At 61.4% G+C, this 21,060-nt stretch carries 21 protein-coding genes; 12 read left to right on the plus strand and 9 right to left on the minus strand.

Annotated elements, in window-relative coordinates; genetic code table 11:
• Positions 1-3 precede the first annotated feature (3 nt).
• Both ILFOPFJJ_RS05685 and ILFOPFJJ_RS05690 read left to right on the plus strand, forming a co-directional pair.
• Positions 4-1,230 (plus strand): DUF2333 family protein, encoded by a 1,227-nt coding sequence (locus tag ILFOPFJJ_RS05685; RefSeq protein ID WP_173509555.1) that lies wholly within the window; start codon positions 4-6, stop codon positions 1,228-1,230.
• Between the two features lie 183 nt (positions 1,231-1,413).
• Positions 1,414-3,093, plus strand: a complete 1,680-nt coding sequence (locus tag ILFOPFJJ_RS05690; protein ID WP_173509556.1) for a formate--tetrahydrofolate ligase — start codon at positions 1,414-1,416, stop codon at positions 3,091-3,093.
• A 52-nt stretch (positions 3,094-3,145) separates the two neighbouring features.
• On the opposite strand, the gene ILFOPFJJ_RS05695 is transcribed toward ILFOPFJJ_RS05690, so the two are convergent.
• Positions 3,146-3,655: a DUF1993 domain-containing protein gene (locus ILFOPFJJ_RS05695; RefSeq protein WP_173509557.1), complete on the minus strand. Its 510-nt coding sequence runs from the start codon at positions 3,653-3,655 to the stop codon at positions 3,146-3,148.
• 153 nt (positions 3,656-3,808) lie between these two features.
• Positions 3,809-4,651, minus strand: coding sequence for an extensin-like domain-containing protein (locus ILFOPFJJ_RS05700; RefSeq protein WP_173509558.1), 843 nt, complete (start codon positions 4,649-4,651; stop codon positions 3,809-3,811).
• Between the two features lie 276 nt (positions 4,652-4,927).
• On the opposite strand from ILFOPFJJ_RS05700, the gene ILFOPFJJ_RS05705 reads away from it, so the two are divergent.
• The 5 genes from ILFOPFJJ_RS05705 (at position 4,928) to queF (ending at position 11,177) form a co-directional block, all read left to right on the plus strand.
• The gene (locus ILFOPFJJ_RS05705; RefSeq protein ID WP_173509559.1) at positions 4,928-7,156 is read left to right on the plus strand and encodes a TonB-dependent hemoglobin/transferrin/lactoferrin family receptor; all 2,229 of its coding nucleotides are present in this window, start codon (positions 4,928-4,930) and stop codon (positions 7,154-7,156) included.
• Positions 7,157-7,278: 122 nt separating this feature from the next.
• Positions 7,279-7,323, plus strand: a complete 45-nt coding sequence (gene trpLE, locus ILFOPFJJ_RS34660) for a trpE operon leader peptide TrpLE (protein ID WP_184108869.1) — start codon at positions 7,279-7,281, stop codon at positions 7,321-7,323.
• A 114-nt stretch (positions 7,324-7,437) separates the two neighbouring features.
• Positions 7,438-9,627 (plus strand): anthranilate synthase, encoded by a 2,190-nt coding sequence (locus tag ILFOPFJJ_RS05710; RefSeq protein WP_173509560.1) that lies wholly within the window; start codon positions 7,438-7,440, stop codon positions 9,625-9,627.
• 168 nt (positions 9,628-9,795) lie between these two features.
• Positions 9,796-10,716, plus strand: coding sequence for a cation diffusion facilitator family transporter (locus tag ILFOPFJJ_RS05715; RefSeq protein ID WP_173509561.1), 921 nt, complete (start codon positions 9,796-9,798; stop codon positions 10,714-10,716).
• Positions 10,713-11,177 (plus strand): preQ(1) synthase, encoded by a 465-nt coding sequence (gene queF / locus ILFOPFJJ_RS05720; RefSeq protein ID WP_173509562.1) that lies wholly within the window; start codon positions 10,713-10,715, stop codon positions 11,175-11,177. The genes ILFOPFJJ_RS05715 and queF overlap by 4 nt, the downstream gene beginning before the upstream one ends.
• Positions 11,178-11,286: 109 nt before the next feature.
• On the opposite strand, the gene ILFOPFJJ_RS05725 is transcribed toward queF, so the two are convergent.
• On the minus strand, positions 11,287-11,763 hold the full coding sequence (locus ILFOPFJJ_RS05725; RefSeq protein ID WP_173509563.1) for a GNAT family N-acetyltransferase: 477 nt from the start codon (positions 11,761-11,763) through the stop codon (positions 11,287-11,289).
• A 247-nt stretch (positions 11,764-12,010) separates the two neighbouring features.
• On the opposite strand from ILFOPFJJ_RS05725, the gene ILFOPFJJ_RS05730 reads away from it, so the two are divergent.
• From ILFOPFJJ_RS05730 to leuA, 3 genes are all read left to right on the plus strand, one after another.
• Complete coding sequence (locus ILFOPFJJ_RS05730; protein WP_173509564.1) at positions 12,011-12,598, plus strand: ATP-dependent Clp protease proteolytic subunit; 588 nt, start codon at positions 12,011-12,013, stop codon at positions 12,596-12,598.
• Between the two features lie 193 nt (positions 12,599-12,791).
• Positions 12,792-13,013, plus strand: coding sequence for a hypothetical protein (locus ILFOPFJJ_RS05735; RefSeq protein WP_173508538.1), 222 nt, complete (start codon positions 12,792-12,794; stop codon positions 13,011-13,013).
• A gap of 16 nt (positions 13,014-13,029) precedes the next feature.
• Complete coding sequence (leuA, locus tag ILFOPFJJ_RS05740; RefSeq protein WP_173509565.1) at positions 13,030-14,742, plus strand: 2-isopropylmalate synthase; 1,713 nt, start codon at positions 13,030-13,032, stop codon at positions 14,740-14,742.
• A 101-nt stretch (positions 14,743-14,843) separates the two neighbouring features.
• Here the strand turns inward: leuA and ILFOPFJJ_RS05745 are convergent, their stop codons facing one another.
• From ILFOPFJJ_RS05745 to ILFOPFJJ_RS05760, 4 genes are all read right to left on the minus strand, one after another.
• A complete protein-coding gene (locus ILFOPFJJ_RS05745; protein ID WP_173509566.1) occupies positions 14,844-15,671 on the minus strand; it encodes an anti-sigma factor family protein in 828 nt (275 codons plus the stop codon).
• A gap of 3 nt (positions 15,672-15,674) precedes the next feature.
• Entirely contained in the window at positions 15,675-16,193 is a 519-nt protein-coding gene (locus tag ILFOPFJJ_RS05750; protein WP_173509567.1) for an RNA polymerase sigma factor, read from the minus strand.
• 219 nt (positions 16,194-16,412) lie between these two features.
• Positions 16,413-16,961 carry a tetratricopeptide repeat protein gene (locus ILFOPFJJ_RS05755; RefSeq protein ID WP_173509568.1) on the minus strand — a complete coding sequence of 183 codons (549 nt, stop codon included), beginning with the start codon at positions 16,959-16,961 and terminating at the stop codon, positions 16,413-16,415.
• A gap of 168 nt (positions 16,962-17,129) precedes the next feature.
• Positions 17,130-18,032, minus strand: coding sequence for a metallophosphoesterase family protein (locus tag ILFOPFJJ_RS05760; protein ID WP_173509569.1), 903 nt, complete (start codon positions 18,030-18,032; stop codon positions 17,130-17,132).
• An 88-nt stretch (positions 18,033-18,120) separates the two neighbouring features.
• Between ILFOPFJJ_RS05760 and ILFOPFJJ_RS05765 the strand changes: the two genes are divergently transcribed.
• Positions 18,121-18,612 (plus strand): NUDIX domain-containing protein, encoded by a 492-nt coding sequence (locus ILFOPFJJ_RS05765; RefSeq protein ID WP_173509570.1) that lies wholly within the window; start codon positions 18,121-18,123, stop codon positions 18,610-18,612.
• 3 nt (positions 18,613-18,615) lie between these two features.
• Here ILFOPFJJ_RS05765 and ILFOPFJJ_RS05770 read toward each other — a convergent pair whose 3' ends face one another.
• Positions 18,616-19,647, minus strand: a complete 1,032-nt coding sequence (locus tag ILFOPFJJ_RS05770) for a glutathione S-transferase family protein (RefSeq protein ID WP_173509571.1) — start codon at positions 19,645-19,647, stop codon at positions 18,616-18,618.
• A gap of 263 nt (positions 19,648-19,910) precedes the next feature.
• Here ILFOPFJJ_RS05770 and ILFOPFJJ_RS05775 point away from each other — a divergent pair, with 263 nt between their 5' ends.
• Positions 19,911-20,471 (plus strand): GNAT family N-acetyltransferase, encoded by a 561-nt coding sequence (locus ILFOPFJJ_RS05775; RefSeq protein WP_173509572.1) that lies wholly within the window; start codon positions 19,911-19,913, stop codon positions 20,469-20,471.
• A 16-nt stretch (positions 20,472-20,487) separates the two neighbouring features.
• Here ILFOPFJJ_RS05775 and ILFOPFJJ_RS05780 read toward each other — a convergent pair whose 3' ends face one another.
• On the minus strand, positions 20,488-20,973 hold the full coding sequence (locus ILFOPFJJ_RS05780) for a GNAT family N-acetyltransferase (RefSeq protein ID WP_173510166.1): 486 nt from the start codon (positions 20,971-20,973) through the stop codon (positions 20,488-20,490).
• Positions 20,974-21,060 lie beyond the last annotated feature (87 nt).

Genomic DNA, 21,060 nt, shown 5'->3' on the forward strand with positions numbered 1-21,060 from the left:
GACATGTTCGATCCGATCGTTGCGTTCTTCCAGCGGGTTTTCACGGCGATCGGCCGTGGCATCGGCCTTGCTGTTGCCTGGCTCCTCTGGCCTTTCGTGGCAATGGGCAACTGGTACCGGCAGCGAAGCTGGATCATCAAGGGTCCGATCGGCCTTATCCTGCTCGGTCTGATCCTGTTCTACGGCTATTTCGTCTGGCAGACCCAGGCATGGACCAATTTCAATCCTGACTATGTCGACCGCTACAAGCTTGCCGACCGCAAGGTGCCGGCCGGTTCGCCGGTCAGCGGTCCCGGTGCCGCCACGACAGGGCAGGTCGGTGCCGCAGGCGCCACGAACCAGGCAACCGCGGCCGCCCCGCCGGCTGAAGGCGAGTCCACGGAGGCACTTGCGGCAGCGCAATTGCCCGCTGGAACCGTGTGTCAGACCTCGGCGATCGTCGATGTCGCGGCCGATCTCATCGATGTCAGTGTTAACCAGAATGCCTGGATATCGTCGATGCTGCTCTACAAACTGGGCTTTTTCGGGCTCGATTGGGACGACACGCCCTGGCTTGACAACAAGGCATCATTCCAGCGCGGCATCAACCAGGCCGTGCGCCGTACCGCGGTCGAGCTCGTCGATTCGCTTGGCCGCGTTCGTGGGACGTCAGGCGTCAACAATGATCTGCAGAGCGCGCGCGGCAACATCCAGTTCGACGAGGAGACCTGGTATTTCGGTATCAATCCGTTCGGGCCCAAGACCCCGACACCGAGCTTCTATCGCGCGGCCATGCGCGATCTCAGGAAATTCAACGTTTCGCTCGGCAAATGCGAGGCGATCTTCGACGGCCGGTCGGACAACATGGTCGAATTCCTCGACCGCGTCGCTAACGATCTCGGCAACACCTCGGCCATCATCCGCGAGCGCTCCGAATTCCACAATGGCGGCTGGTTCGACACGCGCGCCGACGACCGCTTCTGGTTCGCCTTCGGCCAGCTCTACGGTTACTATGGCATTCTCTCGGCGGCCGGTGCCGATTTCGAGAATGTCGTCGCGCAGCGCGGGCTGACGCCGATCTGGACTGAAACGATGAAGCAGCTTCGCGCCGCGTTGAACATCCAGCCACTCATCATCTCGAACGGCCGCGAGGATGGCTGGATCATGCCGACGCATCTGGCGACGATGGGCTTCTACATTCTTCGCGTGCGGTCAAACCTCGTGGAAGTGCGCGACATTCTCGCCCGCTAGGCATTTCACCGTTCCATTGAAACAGTGAAATGCTCTAACTCTTTGAAACTACCCAATTCCGGACCGAAAACCGTTACACTTTCCTGGAATTGCTCTAACGGGCGGAACATTCGGAACAGACTTTACATGCGCTCCGCCAAGAGGAGGGCGGAGTGGAAAAACATAAGCTGAGGGGGAGCAGCCATGGCGGAGATAAGGTCCGATATCGAGATCGCGCGTGCCGCGACGAAGAAGCCGATCCTTGAGATCGGCGCCAGACTCGGCATTCCGCCGGAGGCGCTTCTGCCCTACGGCCATGACAAGGCGAAGGTCGGCGCCGATTTCATTGCCGCGCAGAAGGAGAAGAAGAACGGCCGGCTGATCCTGGTGACGGCGATCAACCCGACGCCGGCCGGCGAGGGCAAGACGACAACCACGGTCGGTCTCGGTGACGGTCTCAACCGCATCGGCAAGAAGACGATCGTCTGCATTCGGGAAGCGTCGCTTGGTCCCTGCTTCGGCATCAAGGGAGGGGCGGCCGGCGGCGGCTATGCGCAGGTCGTGCCGATGGAGGATATAAACCTCCATTTCACCGGCGATTTCCACGCCATTACCTCGGCGCATAACCTGCTCGCGGCGTTGATCGACAATCATATCTATTGGGGCAACGAACAGAACATCGATGTCCGCCGTATCGCCTGGCGGCGGGTGATGGATATGAACGACAGGGCCCTGCGCCATATCGTCGGATCGCTCGGCGGTGTCGCCAACGGCTATCCGCGGGAAACCGGCTTCGACATCACCGTCGCATCCGAGGTGATGGCGATTCTCTGTCTTGCGCAGGACCTCAAGGATCTCGAGACGCGTCTCGGCAATATCATCATCGGCTATCGGCGCGACAAGAGCCCGGTCCACGCCCGCGACATCAAGGCGGACGGGGCAATGACCGTGCTCCTCAAGGACGCCATGCAGCCGAATCTCGTACAGACTCTCGAGAACAACCCGGCCTTCGTTCATGGCGGCCCCTTCGCCAATATCGCTCATGGCTGCAATTCGGTCATCGCCACCACGACGGCTCTGAAGCTTGCGGATTATGTCGTGACCGAGGCCGGTTTCGGCGCCGATCTCGGCGCGGAAAAATTCTTCGACATCAAGTGCCGCAAGGCCGGATTGAAACCGGATGCAGCGGTCGTCGTCGCCACGGTGCGAGCGATCAAGATGAATGGTGGCGTAAAGAAGGACGATCTCGGCAAGGAGAACATCGACGCCCTCAGGAAGGGGTGCGCCAATCTCGGACGCCATGTGCAGAACGTCAAGAAATTCGGCGTCCCGGTGCTTGTCGCGATCAACCATTTCACCTCCGACACGGAAGCGGAAATCCAGGTGATCAAGGACTATGTCGCGACGCTCGGCTCCGAGGCGATCCTCTGCAAGCACTGGGCTGAAGGCTCCGCAGGGATCGAAGATCTCGCCCGGAAAGTCGTCGAACTGGCCAATGCCGGCCACTCGCAGTTCTCACCGCTCTATCCCGACGACATGCCGCTCTTCCACAAGATCGAGACGATCGCCAAGGATATCTATCACGCGAGCGAGGTCATCGCCGACAAGCTGGTTCGGGACCAACTGAGGACCTGGGAGGACCAGGGTTACGGCCGCCTCCCGATCTGTATGGCGAAGACGCAATATTCCTTTTCGACGGACCCGAATCTCCGCGGCGCGCCGACCGGTCACGCCGTGCCGATCCGCGAAGTCCGGCTCGCCGCCGGCGCCGGCTTCATCGTCGTCATCACCGGCGAGATCATGACCATGCCGGGCCTGCCGAAGGCGCCCTCGTCGGAGAGGATCTACCTCAACGAGCAGGGTTATATCGAGGGCCTGTTTTGAAAGTGGTGCAACGGGCGATGCGCGTCTGTCGCCCGCCGCATCCTCGACGATCTCAGCCGAGGCCGCCGATGTAATCGCCCTTGCCGATCGGAACGCCCTTGTGGCGGAGAATGTCGTAGGCGGTCGTGATGTGGAAATAGAAGTTCGGCAGCACGAATTGCAGCAGGTAATCCTCGCCGGTGAACGTCACTTTGAGCTTGGGGAAGTTAAGCGTCACTTCGCGGTTTTCGCTGCCTTCGAGATCGCCGGGCCGGATCGTCCCAAGGAAGGCGACCGTCTTGGCGATCCGCTCGCGTAATTCGGCGAAGCTTCGTTCCTCGTCCGGAAAGCGCGGCGGCTCGATTGTCGTCAGCCGCCCGATCGCGTTCTTGCTGGTGTCGCTCGCCCGTTGGATCTGTCCGGCGAGCGGCAGCATATCCGGCGCAAGCCGTGCCTCGAAGAGTTCCGTGAGCGGTATGCCCTTCTCCGAAGCGAAGGCTTCGGCTTTGTCGAGCATGCCGCCAAGGGCGGAAAAGCCGCGGATGAAGGCGGGTACGGAAAGCTTGTACATGGTCAGCGGCATGGATTGTTCCTTGAACGGTGGCGGGCAATGGTGCGGCACAGTTATACTGTTCGCCATAGATCGTGCCTGGGAGGAACGATTTCAATCGCGGCGCTCCTGCGAGCGTCGCTTGGCCCCAATAATCAACCGGCGCCGACCCGGCTTGATCGCCGCCTATCGACAGTAGCGATAGCCGTTCTTGCGTTCGATGACATCGAGATGCAGGTGCGTCTCGTGGGCTGGATCGCTGCCTGGATCGAGGACGGTGGTGAAATAGAGGCAGGCGGTTGCCGTGACGGCGCGCTGGAACGCGCCGGTCAGGGTGCCGTCCTCGTCGCGCGGCTGAATGGCGATGGTCCTGCCGTCGGCGAGCGTAAAGGAAGCGATGTCGACCGCGTTGCCATGGGCGTGTTCCGATATCTTGCCGGTCGTTGCGTTGTTGCGCCGGCGGCAGACATAGGCCGAGGCCTGGTTCAACGCGGTGATCCGGGTGTCCGGTCCGAAAGCCGCACCGGCGGTGGGGATCGCCGACTCCCTGGTCCAGCGGGCAAGTGCCAGTGCCGTTGCGCAGCGCATCGTTCCCTCGGGCTTCAATGCGACGCCCGGCAAGACCGCGCTCACGCGAAGCGGTTTGTCGATGCCGCAGCCCTTGCCGTCGTCGATGCGCTTAGCGTCAACAAACGTGCCGCCGAGCGCCTTGAGGGCGGCGAGGCAGGATGCGTGCGCCTCGGGGTTTTCGTCTTGCACCGGGATGATGGGTTCTTCTGCGTCTTCGCCAGCCGGGGCTCCGTCCTGGGAGACACCGTCTTTCTCTTCCTGGTCAGGCTCGGCACTTGTCTCGCCCCGCTCATCAGCGTCGCCTTCGTCGTCCCTGGGCGGCGGGGCAGGCTTTGGCTCCGGTGTCGCCTGCTCGCCGGCGACTCCGGGTTTCTCGGCCGGTATTGGCCCCTTCTTGGGAAGGCTTACGCCCGAAAGAATCAAGACGGACAGCAGTATGATACCGGCGGAGTGGCGCATGCAGGTCCTTCCCATCCGTTGCGGCCGAAGCACTCAAAACGCATGAGAAGCAATCCTGTTTCAAATTGTGCTGAAACTGAGGACGAGGCCGGCCGAAAGCTTGAGTGGGACGCGCGCCGGCACCCCTAGATTTATATTGACAATTACACTCATGTTTTTTTATGTGGCCTAAATGAGGCGACGCACCGACACGTCGCAGGCATCCAAACCGCCCAGCCAGCCCCTTGAGTTTGCCGCTCAACAGCAAGCCCGGCCAACATCTCAAAGGACTGGTCCATGCTCAACCGGCATCATCGCCTGGCTCTTCTCGCGTGCACGGCGTTTGTCACTCTGGCGGGCGCCGCCGCTTCCCATGCACAATCGATCACAAGCAACGAAACAGCGGCTGCCGAGAAGCAGGGGCGCGTAACGCCGCTGAAGACGCTGACGGTCAGGACAGGAGAGCAGGAGGGTGTGGCCGATACGCCGCTGGCCTCGCAGGTAACCGAACAAGAACTCGACGACAATCAGATATCGAGCTTCGAAGATCTCGGCAGAACGCTCGAGCCGGGCGTGTATTTCAACCGGGACAACGGCAGCGTCAACATTCGCGGCCTGGACGGGCCGCGGGTATTGACGCTTATTGACGGTATCGCGATCCCCTATCTCGACGATGGCGCGAGGGATGCGGACGGCGGCATCGACAGTTTCGATTTCAGCGAATTGTCGACCGTCGACATTGTTCGCGGGGCGGATTCGAGCCGTGCCGGCGGTGGCGCGCTGGGCGGGGCAGTGGTGTTGCGCACGCTCGATCCTGAAGATCTGATAGGCGAGGGCAGGACCTGGGGCGGCATATTCAAGTTTGCCTATGACGGCGAAGACGAAAGCCTTGGCGGTTCCGCTGCCGTGGCGGCGCGCTATGACAACACGGCCGTCCTCTTTCAGGGCGGCTACAAGAAGGGGCACGAACGCCAGACCGGCGGCGACAACGGCGCCTACGGCACCGGTCGGACCGAGGCCAATCCGGCCGATTTCGACCAGAACAACGTTCTCGTCAAAGTCAAGCAATACACCGACAGCGGGCATGGCTTCACGCTGACCGGCGAGCGTTTCGATCGCGACGAAGACACCGATCTTCGGCATGCGCAGACCGGCGCGACCTATCGGCCGGGCGAGTGGGATGGCACGGAAGTCAACAAACGTGATCGAATCTCGCTGAACTACGAGTTCGAAGCGACCGACGACGACGCGCTCTTCGACGCGGCGAACGCCGTGTTCTACTGGCAGGACCTCATCCGTGAGAGCGGTACGCACGGGGTGCGCTATGCTACTCCGGCAGGTGATTACCAGCGTCTGAGCGAAGTCGAGGATCGCGGTTTTGGTAGCGCGGGTTATGTCGAGAAGGGGTTCGACGCCGGTTACTTCCACCATACGGTGACGCTCGGCGGCGACTTCTACGTCAACACCACGACGCAATATTCGTCGGGCAAGGATAGCTGCGGGCCGGGACCCTATCCGCCTTTCAGCTCGTGCAACTTCCTGCATTCCAACCAGTCGGACATGCCGGACGTCGAGAGCAAGCGCTTCGGCATATTTGTTCAGGATGAGATCGCCTTCGGAGAAACCGGTTTCTCGCTTACGCCGGGTCTCCGCTACGACTGGTACGAGCATTCTCCGCAGGAAACGGCCGCCTATACGCGTAATCCGAACTACAATGGTCTGCCGGATGGGCAGGACGGGGATGCCTTGTCTCCGAAGTTGCTCGCCAAGTATCAGGCAACGGACAATATCGAACTGTTTGCCCAGTGGGCTATGGCGTTCCGCGCTCCGACCGCAACCGAGCTCTATCTCGACTACGGTGCCCCCGGCACCTATCTCCGTCTCGGCAATCCGGATCTGAAACCGGAAACGAGCAGCGGTGTCGAGATCGGCGCCAATCTCGGCGATACGGATTTCGGAGGCCGTATCACGGGCTTCTACAACCGCTACCGCAACTTCATCGATTCCGTGGACGCGCCGGTCCAAGATCCGATCAATTATCCCTTCGGCGTCACGCAGTACATGAACCGCAACCGCGTGCAGATCTCCGGCGTCGAGCTCGCGGCTCACAAGATCTTCGATTCCGGCGTTACGCTCCGCGGTTCGGTCACCTATGCGCTCGGCAAGGATCTCGACACCAACGAGCGCCTCGGTTCGGTTGCGCCTCTCAAGGGCGTGCTTGCCGTCGGCTACGAGACCGAAACCTGGGGAACGGAGCTGGCGATGATCGCGGCGAAGGACGTGTCCGAAAAGTCCGATGCCAGCTTCAAGGCTCCGGGTTACGGCATCTTCGACCTCACCGGTTGGTGGAAGCCGGAGAAGGTCGAGGGCCTGACGATGCGCGCGGGCATCTATAACCTGTTCGATAAGGAATACTACGACGCGATCTCCGTTCGCGACGTCACCCTGACGTCTACGGGTCCCGGCAGGGCGTTCTATTCGGAGCCTGGAAGAACCTTCAAGTTTTCGCTGACACAGCGTTTCTAGCCGGTTCTCCATCGCAAAGAGGAAGGGCGGCGGCAAAGCGGTGCCCTTCCTCGCGTGATTGGCAAACAGCGCGCCGTTTTCCCGCTTGCTAAGCCCCGCAAGCCGCGCTAACACTTTCGCCCATGATGAACGCACGCAACATCTCGATCTGGTGGTGGGCTCGCTGAGGCGGCCTTGACCAGTCATGCGTGATTGAGACATGAAGCCGCCCGGAGATTTCGAGGCGGCTTTTTCGTATTCAGAGCCGTGTGGAAAGACCGGGCTTTTACGGAGCGAGGCGAATGGCAACGGTAATTCTGGAAGACGGCGCGGAGAGCTACACCACCGAAGGCGGCATTGTCGTCACGCGCAGGCGGCGCGATGCGTCCTACACGGACGCGATCTCGTCCTGCGTCGACAAGCTCGACGAGCGGCGCGGCGCGGTTTTCTCCTCAAACTACGAGTATCCCGGCCGTTATACCCGCTGGGATACCGCCGTCGTCGATCCTCCGCTCGCCATCTCTTCCTTCGGTCGCTCGCTCTGGATCGAAGCCTATAACGGTCGCGGCGAGGTGCTGCTCGCGGTCATCGGCGAGCATCTGAAAACCGTGGCGGATATCACGCTTGGCACGTCGACGGCCCGTCGGCTCGATCTCGTCATCAACGAGCCGGACCGCATCTTCACCGAGGAGGAGCGCTCGAAGATGCCGACCGTCTTCACGGTCCTTCGCGCAGTGACCAGCCTCTTCCATTCGGCCGAGGATGCCAATCTCGGCTTCTATGGCGCCTTCGGCTACGACCTTGCCTTCCAGTTCGACGCGATCGACCTCAAATTGCAGCGGCCAGACGACCAGCGCGACATGGTCCTCTTCCTGCCCGACGAAATCCTCGTCGTCGACCACTATGCGGCGAAGGCATGGATCGACCGCTACGACTTTGCCAAGGATGGCCTTTCGACCGAGGGCAAGGCGGCGGACATCGCGCCGGAGCCGTTCCGCACGGTCGACAGCATTCCGCCGCATGGCGATCATCGGCCGGGCGAATATGCGGAGCTCGTGGTCAAGGCCAAGGAAAGCTTCCGTCGTGGCGATCTTTTCGAAGTCGTGCCGGGACAGAAATTCTACGAGCGCTGCGAGAGCCGCCCTTCGGAGATTTCCAAGCGGCTGAAGGCGATAAACCCGTCTCCCTATTCCTTTTTCATCAACCTCGGAAACCAGGAATATCTCGTCGGCGCCTCGCCGGAAATGTTCGTCCGGGTCTCCGGTCGCCGCATCGAGACCTGCCCTATCTCCGGCACGATCAAGCGGGGTGACGACCCGATCGCCGACAGCGAGCAGATCCTGAAGCTCCTGAATTCGAAGAAGGACGAATCCGAACTCACCATGTGCTCGGACGTCGACCGCAACGACAAGAGCCGCGTCTGCGTTCCGGGTTCGGTGAAGGTGATCGGCCGGCGCCAGATCGAGATGTATTCGCGGCTGATCCACACGGTTGACCATATAGAGGGCCGCTTGCGTGACGACATGGACGCCTTCGATGGCTTCCTCAGTCATGCCTGGGCGGTGACGGTCACCGGCGCGCCGAAGCTCTGGGCGATGCGCTTCATCGAGAGCCATGAGAAGAGCCCGCGCGCATGGTATGGTGGCGCAATCGGCATGGTCGGCTTCAATGGCGACATGAATACCGGCCTGACCTTGCGAACCATCCGCATCAAGGACGGGATCGCCGAGGTGAGGGCGGGCGCTACGCTGCTCTACGATTCCAATCCGGAAGAAGAAGAAGCCGAAACCGAACTGAAGGCATCCGCCATGATTGCAGCCATCCGCGACGCCAAATCCGCCAACAGCGCCAAGGTCGGGCGTGACGTTGCGCCGGTCGGCGCGGGCGTCAATATCCTGCTCGTCGACCACGAGGACAGCTTCGTCCATACGCTGGCGAACTATTTCCGGCAGACGGGCGCGACCGTCACCACCGTTCGCACGCCGGTTGCCGACGAGATCCTCGACCGCGTCAAGCCGGACCTCGTCGTGCTCTCGCCCGGTCCGGGCACCCCGAAGGACTTCGACTGCAAGGCGACGATCAAGAAGGCGAGGGCGCGCGAGCTGCCGATCTTCGGCGTCTGCCTCGGCCTGCAGGCACTTGCCGAGGCCTATGGCGGCGATCTCAGGCAACTGGCGATCCCGATGCACGGCAAGCCTTCGCGCATCCGCGTGCTGGAACCCGGCATCGTCTTCTCCGGTCTCGGCAGGGAAGTGACGGTCGGACGCTACCATTCGATCTTTGCCGATCCCTCCAGCCTGCCGCGCGAGTTCATGATCACGGCAGAGAGCGAGGACGGCACGATCATGGGCATCGAGCACATGAAAGAGCCGGTGGCGGCGGTGCAGTTCCATCCGGAATCGATCATGACCCTTGGCGGTGACGCCGGCATGCGGATGATTGAAAACGTGGTGGCGCATCTCGCCAAGCGGGCGAAGACCAAGGCCGCCTGACGCCCTTTGAACGGCGTTGGCGCTACAGCGCCGCGCAGCCCTTTGACAAGAGGGTCGTTATTGCCCATATGGTCTTTGGAACCCGCCTGCGCGAAAATTCGCGTGGGCGGTTTTGCGTTTGAATGGGCTTGCATTTGCAACTCGTTTGCATCTGCACGAGGAATGAAGATGACCGCATCCGACAATCGAAGCGTCCAGAGGCTCGCCTTTTGGGGCATACCGCTGTCCCTAGGCGTCATGGGGCTGAAGATGTTCGCCTGGTGGGTGACCGGTTCGGTGGCGCTTCTGTCCGACGGGCTGGAATCTTCCGTCAACGTGATCGCTGCGGTGATCGCCTATGCGATGATCGGCTACGCCGCAAAACCGGCGGATGCTGGCCATCCGTTCGGGCATCACAAGGCGGAGTATTTTTCCGCGGTCATCGAAGGCGTGCTGATCGTCGTGGCAGCGCTTCTGATCATATGGGAGGCCGTACCCGAGATGATGGCGCCCGTCCTGCTGAATGCGCCGGCGCTCGGCCTTGCCATCAACTTCGTCGCCGGTATCATCAATGCGATCTGGGCCTACCTGCTGATCCGCGCCGGCACGCGACATCGCTCGCCGGCGCTGAGCGCCGACGGACACCATATTCTCTCCGACGTCGTTACATCGGCGGGCGTGCTCGCCGGCCTTCTTCTTGCCATCGCCACCGGCTACGCGATCCTCGATCCGCTGCTGGCGGTGATCGTCGCCGGGAACATCCTCTTCCAGGGTTGGAAGGTCATCTCGCGTTCGGTCGACGGATTGATGGACAAGGCCGTGCCAGCGGAGGAGGAAGAGGCGATCAAGCAGGCAATCGCGGCAAATGCCGGCGGCTCGCTCGGCGTTCACGATCTGAAGACGCGGCAGGCGGGCCCGGCGATCTTCGTCGATTTCCACATGGTCGTACCGGAAGCCATGCCCGTCGGCGACGCCCATGACATTTGCGACCGTATGGAGGACGCTATCCGCGTCGTTCATCCGGGCGCGAGAATAGCCATACATGTCGAGCCGGAAGGCGAGAAGGCGCACGGCGTGCGCGTGAAAATCAGTGGAGCAGTAAGGAAATGACAAAAACGGACGTATCGGGACTTTCACAACTCGGGGCAAAGGTCGACCTGCCGCAGAGCCCGGACGAGGCGGTGCTCGAAAGGGTACCGAGCAATCATGCGGGCACGGACTTCGTCGTCCGCTTCACAGCGCCGGAGTTCACTTCACTTTGCCCGATGACCGGGCAGCCGGATTTCGCGCATATCGTCATCGACTATCTACCGGACGGTTGGCTCGTGGAGTCGAAGTCACTCAAGCTCTTCCTGCACTCCTTCCGCAATCACGGCGCTTTCCACGAGGATTGCACCATCGACATCGCCAAGCGGCTGGTGTCGCTGCTTTCGCCGAAGTGGCTCAGGATCGGCGCCTATTGGTATCCGCGCGGCGGCATTCCGATCGACGTCTTCTGGCAGACCGGCGCGCCGCCGGAGGGCGTCTGGTTGCCGGATCAGGGTGTGCCGACCTATCGCGGCCGCGGGTGAATTCACTAAAGCGCGTCGCATTCAATTGGAGTCACGCGACGCGCTTCAAGTCTTCGTTTGCATGCATGTCGTTGTCCCGAAACCGCTGCACACTTGCGGGCGACATGTATTAGAGGGACTTCGACAGGCCGATCTTCTCCAGATCGGTCTCCAGTATGGGATCGAAAGTGATCTTCTTCCAAAGCTGTCGATATCCAAGGTTCTGATAGAGCCGAAGGGCTCGTTCGTTTGCTGCAGCCACGTGGATCCGCGCCTCAGTGTGTCCCCGCTCAGCGATTTGCGCCTCAAGCGCAGCTATGAGGGCTGATCCGGCGCCTCGCCCTTCGAAGGCGGGGGCTACCCAGATGTCGCTGATGGTGTCGTCTGCGTGCTCGCAAGCGCCGATGCCGGCCGGTTCTCCATCGATCTCAGCGATCAACACGCGCGGGCCGAGCTCCCGGAGGAACGGAACGAACGGATTGCCGTGCTCGATCTTCGCCGTAACGGGCTTTGGAACAAGCGGCTTTATTCCCTTGCGCCACGCAGATAGACCGATCTGAGCAAGAGCTTCCAGCTCGTGCGGCATGGCGGTGCGGATCACCAGCATTCAGATTTCCTTTGTACAACGGTCATGGTCGGTTCGGCTGAAAGCCAAGCCGCATGTCCCTACGCCGTTCTCATGACGTACTGATCTTATTGGGCTTTCGCGCGCTATCCAACCAGCGTTTGCAGCTCCAACATTTACCATGGCGGCAGCGCCTGCCATCCGAACCCATCTTCGAGTGCCTGTTGCATTGTCTTCGCCGTCGAGTCGCATTATCTGACTTAAAGACATTTCATGAGGAGTCCGAAGAATGCGGAACGACGACGAACAGGAAGAAAAGAAGACCGAATTGCCGCTCGGCAAGGAAACGGAGGCGAACCTTTTCAAGTCGCGTTCGATTTTCATCTACGGCACGATCACCCAGGAACTGGCGCAGAAGGTTTGCTCGCAGCTCGTGGCGCTCGCTTCCGCCAGCGATGACGATATCCGCATTTTCGTCAATTCTCCCGGCGGTCACGTCGAATCCGGCGACAGCATTCATGACATGATCAAGTTCGTGAAGCCGAAGGTCTGGACGATCGGGACCGGGTGGGTCGCTTCCGCCGGCGCCCTGATCTATGTCGGTCCGCCGAAGGAACGGCGGCTCTGCCTGCCCAACACGCGCTTCCTGCTTCACCAACCGTCCGGTGGCACACGCGGCATGGCGTCCGATATCGAGATCCAGGCTCGCGAAATCCTCAAGATGAACGAGCGCCTGAACAAGATCTTCTCCGAAGCAACCGGCCAACCGGTCGAGAAGATCGCCAAAGATACCGATCGCGACTACTGGCTTTCGGCCGAGGAAGCGCAATCCTACGGCCTCGTTTCGCGGATCATCACGTCGATCGCCGACGTCTGAGCCCGGCAAGGCCAAAAGCATCGAGGGCATCGGCCGCGCGCCGGTGCCTTTTTCTTTGCTTCCTTTTTCGCTTTCTCGGATGAAGCGGCTTCGGCGCGATGTCTCCCTTGCCCTGTTTCGGCAAGCCGTGTATAGGCTTTCCCCATGACTGGCGCGAACGTACATAAGATCGCAGCGATCTTCTCCGGACACGATGACAATCGTGCGCCGTCCCGCGCCTTTGCCTCGCTTCTTCTTCTCGGCCTTATTCGCGGTTGCCGGGTTCGCTGAGGAGCGCCCGGCGGCCGAAAAGCCTCGCCGGCAGATGCTCCTCGAATCCCTAAAAGAGCTGAAACAAAAGGCGCGGCCGCGCGGCGTTAGCGATCGCAATGACTTCGATGATCGGCTATTGCATACGGCAAGCCACGCCCAGTGACGAAGAGAAGCTGCACATGATTCTGAAATCGCATTCCATCAAGGCCGGCATGCCCGACGCGGCGGTGAAATATCAGCCTTACCCGCAGATCGCGCTGCCTGACCGGACCTGGCCGTCCAAAACCATCGCTCAAGCGCCGATCTGGTGCTCGGTGGATCTGCGCGATGGCAACCAGGCGCTGGTCGATCCAATGGGCCACGACCGCAAGGCGCGCATGTTCCATCTGCTGCTGGACATGGGCTTCAAGGAAATCGAGATCGGCTTCCCGTCCGCCTCGCAGACCGATTTCGACTTCGCACGCTGGTGCGTGGAGGAGGGCAATGTCCCCGCCGACGTGTCCTTGCAGGTGCTGGTGCAATGCCGGCCGGAATTGATCGCCCGCACATTCGAGGCGCTCGAGGGCGCGCACAAGCCGATCGTCCACTTCTACAATTCGACGAGCGAATTGCAGCGCCGCGTGGTGTTCGGCAAGGACGTCGCCGGCATCAAGCAGATCGCGACCGATGCGGCCAAGATGATCACCGACATGGCGGCGAAGGCGGGCGGCGGCTACCGTTTCCAGTATTCGCCGGAGAGCTTCACCGGCACGGAACTCGAAGTGGCGCTGGAGATCTGCAACGCCGTCACCGAAATCGTCAAACCGACGCCGGACAACAAGCTGATCATCAATTTGCCCTCAACCGTCGAGATGGCGACGCCGAACATCTATGCCGACCAGATCGAGTGGATGTGCCGAAATCTCGACAACCGCGAGAACCTGATCATCTCGCTGCATCCGCACAACGACCGCGGCACCGGCATCGCCGCGACCGAGCTGGGCCTGATGGCGGGCGCCGACCGCGTCGAGGGGACGCTCTTCGGCAACGGCGAGCGCACCGGCAACGTCGATGTGGTGACGCTGGCCCTGAACATGTTCACGCAGGGCGTCGACCCGAAGCTCGACTGCTCGGACATCGAGCGGATCAAAGAAGTCTACGAATATTCCAACCAGATGGTCATTCCGGAACGCCATCCTTATGTCGGCGAACTGGTCTACACCGCCTTTTCCGGATCGCACCAGGACGCGATCAACAAGGGCATGAAGGCGATCAAGCAGGCAAACAAGCCGCTCTGGGAGGTGCCCTATCTGCCGATCGACCCGCGCGACGTCGGTCGCAGCTACGAGGCGATCATCCGCATCAATTCCCAGTCGGGCAAGGGCGGCATTGCCTATATCCTGCAGGAGGACTACGGCATCAACCTGCCGCGCAACCTGCAGGTCGAGTTCCGCGAGGACATCCAGCGCATAACCGACGAGGAGGGGAAGGAACTCCCGTCGAAGCGGATCCATGCCCGTTTCCTCGAACGTTACGTGGAGCAGCCCCACGCGCGGCTCAAATTCGTCGACCACCAGACCTATCCCGCCGGAGAGCACAAGGGCGGCCTGCGTGTCGTTGCCGCGGAGATCACCGACAAAGGCGAGACCAAGCGGATCGAGGGCAAGGGTACCGGCCCGATCGATGGCTTCATCAACGCACTGTCGATCTATCTCGGCATCGAGCTTTCGGTGGCGGACTACTCGGAGCATTCGCTGCAGCATGGTTCGAATGCCGCGGCCATTGCCTATGTCGAGGTCGAATATCCCGGCGGCACGCTGTTCGGCGTTGGCATCAACACCAACATCGTCGCCGCCTCGCTGGAGGCTATCGTGTCAGCGGCCAACCGGGTGCTGGAGATGAAGGCGGCATAAGGACCGCCAACATCAGCCTATGCAGAAAAGCCGCGCCGGTTCTTCGGACCGCGCGGCTTTTTCATTTTGCAAACCCGTGCCTTACAGCGCCGCTGTAGTGGTCAGATGCTCGCCGCCACAGCTTCTGCGAGCTCGCGGAGCCCTGCATCCGCGGACGGGCCGACGAGCACCAGGGATGCATCGCCTTTCTGCCAGGAGATCAGTCCGAGGTTGTCGCGTATATCCTCGCGGAACTGATCCGTTTGCGGTTTGTCTCCGCCCTTGAGGAAGCAGATCGCGTAGATATCGCCCTCGCGGTCACGGTAGACGAGCTGGCCGACGGGCTTGCCATCAACCACCAACAGCCTTGCACCCTCGAAGGCGAGGCCCTTGCTTGCGAGATCCGGGGTCTTGAAGCCGATGCCGACGCTGGAGGCGAGCCAGGTCTCGATCTTCGGCCCGTCCGACGCAGGCGCCTCGACAAGGTGCTCCTTCTGCCGGGAATAGATGCGATGGTAGTCGGCGATCTCATCGATCCATGGACGCGTGGAGGCGCTGCCTTCGGGTTCGGCCACGTACTGCGTGCTACCAACGATGAAGCCGACAGCGCCGCCGAGAAGCAATAGTGCCACGGCCGCGGCCATGACCCGCGGCCAGACGCGAATGGTGGGAGCCGGCAGGTTGGCCGTTGCTACGCGCTCGGACCTCGGATTGATGCCGGGCCCCTGCTTGATCTGGCGCACCAGCGCCAACGGCACTGGATCATGAAGGAAATCCTCGAAGGCCTTGTTGCCAAAGGCGCTGCCGGCTTTGAGCTTCTCGAGCATGACCTTGGCGTCCTCATCACGCGCCAGCAACGCGTCGAGTTCGGCCCTCTCGGCCTCGCCGAGCTCGCCGTCGATATAGGCGGATAACCGAACCTCAAGCGCTTGACCTGTCGTCTGCTGCAATGGTCAGGCCCTCCTTTCGGTATTCTCGGACAGCATGGCGGCGAGCCTCAGGCGGGCGGTGGACAGCCTGCTCATCACGGTCCCGATCGGCACGCCGAGAATATCTGCGGTCTCGCGGTAGCTGTGCCCTTCGACATTGATCAGGAGGAAGACGCTGGCGAGGCCTTCCGGCATGGACAAGATCATCTTCTGCAGTTGGTTAGCATAGACCGCCTTTTCGGCAACGGCTTCCACACGCAGTTCGCTCTGATCGAAAATGTCGACCGCGCCGCCGCCGGTGCGGACCTTGCGCTTGCGGACTTCGTCGACCCAGAGATTGCGCGTCATGGCATAGACCCAGCTTTCCAGCCGGCCTTCCCCGTTCCATAGATGGCTGCGCGCGATGGCCCGCTCGCAAGCCTCCTGGACAAGGTCATCGGCGTCGTTGGCGTTGCGCGTCAGCGTCATCGCGAAACGGCGCAATTTGGGCAGCAGGCTGACCAAATCCCGTCTGAAGTCTTTCGTCTCTGCCGCTGGGCGCATTGCTCTTCCAATGAGACGTACCGGATCGGGCATCTATTCACCGTGCGAAACGCACTGCCCAATGATATGAAACATTTGATCCGAAGTCTGCAAGGGAAGAGCCGGAACGGAAACAGGTTTTTGCATTCCGGCGTCGTTTCCGGCTGCCTGCTCCCTTCCGCCGCAGGCGGGCGGCGGCAGAAGGCGGTGCTACACGGCGTAGAAAGTGGGCCGTCGCGGTCAGTAATGATGGCGGGTGCCACCGAGGGATTGGAGCAGAGCCTTGTAGGCCCAGGTATTTTCACCGCCGCGATCACGAATCTCGACGAGTTGCACCTTTGCTTCCTCGATCCGGCCTTGCTCGACCAGGGCCAGGCCGAGGTAGGATCGGGCGAGGATGTAGTTCTCGTCGGCCTGAAGGGCGCGTTTGTAGAATTGCATGCCGAGTTCAATGCGCCCGGCCTTGCGATTGGCGTAGCCGAGATAGTTGAGGACGCGGGCACCGCGCTGATCGCTTACCGCGCCGAGCACCTTGATCGCATTCTCGTACTGGCCGGCATAGGCAAGTTCGCGCGCGGCCTCGAACAGAATATCGTCGCTGAGACCGCTTTTCTTCGCGTTGACGCACTGGCCCTTGCGCGCATCCCAGATCTTGCCGTTCTTGCACTGGGTGGTCGTCTTGGTCTTGCGCGGCGGCTCGCTGGTATCTTCACCGATGGCCATGGCCGACTGGCTCGCGATCGAAGCCATGAATGCAGCAAGGACAAGGAAAGTCGTTTTTCGATACATCGTGCCTGTCTCCCTCGAACGTCGCGCAGCACGGCCGGTGACCCCACCGACGCACGTGCGTCTCGCAGGCTGCCGCACCCGAACCGCAATATGACGCACAGGCATGACGAATTATTCGTCCCCGTAGGATTTTTCTTTGACGTTGGTCCTTATCGCGGACGGCCGAGCCTAGAAACGGGTGGTTTCGGCGAGTTCGACGCCGGTCGCGTCGGCATTGAGCGTGTAGCGCTCGCGGCTGAGCTGCCAGTTGCCCGGCTCGCCTGCTATCGAGAAGAGATTATAGGCGGCTGCCGGCTTGCTGCCGCCCGGCCCCTGCGACGCCGAGGCAATGCCGACGACCGGGACCGGCGCAGTCGGCCCTTTCAACCAGTAAACCGTGTTGAGATGGGTATGGCCGTGAAGTACCAGTTCGGCGCCGCCCGACGAGATGGTCGCCGCAAAACGGCGAATGCCGATCATGCGCTTGTGCATGGAAGTCGCGCCACGGATCGGCGGGTGGTGGATCAGCACGACTCGGAAGAGCCCAGCCTCGCCTGCCGCCCGCAACAGGTTGACCGTGGCGCGCGCCTGCCGCTGGCCGAAGTAGCCGCTTGCGGCGAAGGGCGGCGTCGCGACGGCTGTCGAGCAGCCGATAAGTGCCACCGAGCCGCGCACGCGCACATAAGGAAAGCAGTGATGACTGCGGGCCCAGCCGGGCGGATCCTCGTCACCCCGCATGTAAGCGTACCAGGCGCGCGTCGTCTTCTCGTAGGCTCCTGGCACATAGGCATCGTGATTGCCCGGTACGATGGAGATATCCCCGGGGTCGCCCGCTTGCGAAAGCCACGCCGTCATAGCCTCGATCTCCAGGGATGAAGCGAGGTTCACGAGATCTCCCGTGATGGCGAGATGGTCGGGATTGCGCTTCTCGATGTCGTCCATCAGGCACGCGAGCGTGCCGGGAAAGAGATGGCGCGCCCGGTTTCTGTGCCAGTTGACGAAGCCGGTGATCCGCTTGGAAGCAAGTTCCCTCAGGGACAGATCCGGCAAGGGTCCGAGATGAACGTCCGAAATATGCGCGAGTTTGAACATCGCCCCCGTCTAGCGCATATTCCGCCAGAGTGGAATCACCAGTTCGTAACGATTTCGCGTGAGAACCGCGGCCCACAGGAGGACGTGTTTGGAGCAGGACCGACCGGCGGAATTGCGCAACTGGCGAATTCGCCTGCTGACGCGGTTCGCACATGTCTATTTCGCGCTCTCGCGCGGCATGACACTTGGCGTGCGCGCCGCCTGCTTCGACGGCGAAGGGCGGATCTTCCTCGTCAGGCATTCCTATCTTCCCGGATGGCACCTGCCGGGTGGCGGCCTCGACCGCCATGAGACCGCGGTGGAGGGGCTCGCACGCGAACTGAGGGAAGAAGGCAATCTGGAACTGACGTCGCCGCCGCTACTGGTGCAGGTCTATTACAACCGGGGCACCAGCAAGCGCGATCACGTCATCTTCTTCCGTTGCGACAATGTCCGCCAGCAACAACCGAAGGTTCCTGATCTGGAGATAGCCGCTGCCGGCTTCTTCGCGCTCGACGAACTGCCGGCGGACACGACGCCCGCGACGCGCCGGCGGATTGCAGAACTCGCGGGAACGGAGGAGCAGGACACGTTCTGGTGAGCGTCAATGCGTGCCGGCGGCCGCTCGCCTTGCGGTCTCGCTTGTACGTCTCGCATCGTCAAGGCGATCGCGTCCGTGCGGCGTCGTAAGGTCCACCACCGGGCCGGCCGGCACGACGCCCGTCGGGTTGATCATCGTGTGGCTGCGGTAATAGTGCTCCTTGATATGGCGCATGTTCACCGTGTCGGACACGCCCGGCACCTGGTAGAGGTCGCGCAGGTATCCGTAGAGATTCGGATAGTCGGCAATGCGCCGGATGTTGCATTTGAAATGGCCGACATATACCGGGTCGAACCGCACCAGCGTCGTGAACAGGCGCCAGTCAGCCTCCGTGGTGCGATTTCCGGTGAGATACCGCTGTGAGGCGAGGCGATCCTCCAGTTCATCCAACATGGCGAACAAGGCCGTCACGCTCTCGTCATAGGCCTGCTGGCTGGTCGCGAAGCCGGCCTTGTAGACGCCGTTGTTGACGGCGTCATAAATGCGCGCGTTGAGTTCGTCGATTTCACCGCGCAGTTCCGCTGGGCAGAAATCCTCGGTCGACCCGGTGAGATGATCGAAGGCCGAATTGAACATGCGGATAATTTCGGCCGATTCATTGGAGACGATCGTGTTCGTCTTCTTGTCCCAGAGCACGGGCACGGTCACTCGGCCGGAATAACCGGGGTCGGCGCGAACATAAATCTGCCAAAGGGTCTCGGAACCGAAGAGATGGTCGACCGTGCCGCCATTCTCGCCTTTGAACTCCCAGCCGTTGGACAGCATCAAAGGATCGACGACGGAGACCGAGATGATGTTCTCAAGCTTCTTGAGCTTACGGAAAATCAGTGTGCGGTGAGCCCAGGGGCATGCAAGCGAGACATCAAGATGATAACGGTTCGGCTCGGCCACGAAGCCGCCTGCGCCGGAGGGGCCAGGCGATCCGTCGGCGGTGATCCAGTTGCGGAACTGCGCCTCGCTGCGCTTGAAATGGCCTTTCGTCGCCTTGGTGTCGTACCAGACGTCCTGCCAGACTCCGTTCACCAGTCTGCCCATACAACCAACTCCTTCACGTTTTCTCTCATCGTTTATAGATAACGCAGCAGTGGAACGGTAATAGGCGTCAATTTTTGAACAGTGCGTTTTGGGCTTTGACAGGCGGCGATTTTCTGCTATCGCGAGTCCGGAAATTTTTCGTGTTCGGAACGACCGTAACCATGATCCTGTCGGGAAACCTGCGACGACGCTGATGCTGCCACACGCCCTTTTCGGGGCGAGCCATCCTTATTGTCCGTTCGCATGCTTGGTTCCCGATATCCATGAAAAAGCACGACATCGTCTATCTGACTGAAGACGCGTCACACGACGCAGCCATCGAAATCATCAACGAAGAAGCCTTTGGCCCCGGGCGGTTCGTGCGCGCCGCTGCCCGTATTCGCGAGCAGGGTCCCCATGATCGTTCGCTGTCCTTCATCTGTGCCGACGATGGCGAGACGATCGCCTCCGTGCGGATGACGCCGGTCACGGCCGGGCCTGTGAAAGGACACCTGCTTGGCCCGCTCGCGGTGCGGCCGTCGCACAAGAACCGGGGCATCGGTCGCGAACTCGTGCGCATTGCCGTCGAGGCTGCGCGGCGGAAGGGCTCCGAGGCGGTGATCCTCGTCGGCGATCCGCCCTATTATCAGCCGCTCGGGTTCGAGAAGGTCCACTACGGTGCGCTCGAATTTCCAGGGCCGGTGGATCCAGCGAGAGTTCTCGTCGTGCCGATGGCGGCGGACGTCCACGCGCGGCTCAGCGGCGTAATCCGCTGGCGGAACGACAGCGCCGCTCCGGTGGCCGAACTCGCCGTAGAGGCGCAGGCCGAAGGTGCTGCCGCCTGATTTGACAGACAGGCAATCAGATCGGCTTGAGCGTGAACACGTCGAGCCGGTGGTCTCCCACATCCTGCTCATGCAACGACCAGCCAAGTCCTTGGTAGAAGGCACTTTTTGCTGGCACGGCGCAGAGGTAGGCGATATCGGCGCCCGCTGCGAAGGCGGCGCGCGCGGCATGGCCGACGATGATGCCGCCGATGCCTTGCCGCCGAAACGTCGGGTCCACCCAAACGGCGGCGACCCAGGGTGTATATTGAGGCCGCTCCTCCATGTCGGATGCGATAACCGAGGCGGTTCCGACGAAGGTTGAACCCCGATGGGCGACGATCGCCAGGGGTAGCGGACCGCTTCCGAGATTCTCGCGGACCAAACCGGCGACATGCTCCAGAGGGAATCCTTTCGGTTTCCACCAAGCTCGCCAGACGCGATCGGCAATCGCATCCGCAAAGTGCGGGACGGCGCGAAGATCTGAAATTACGATGTTTCCGTCGGTCACCGGTCCTCGCATTTTCAACTGACAGTATCCGAAGAAAATTGGTGTCATCAGAAGCGGCAACAGCGATCCGGTGGTGCCACCGGATCGCTGTCTGAGACT

The organism is Sinorhizobium psoraleae (assembly GCF_013283645.1).
Taxonomy (GTDB): Bacteria; Pseudomonadota; Alphaproteobacteria; order Rhizobiales; family Rhizobiaceae; genus Sinorhizobium; species Sinorhizobium psoraleae.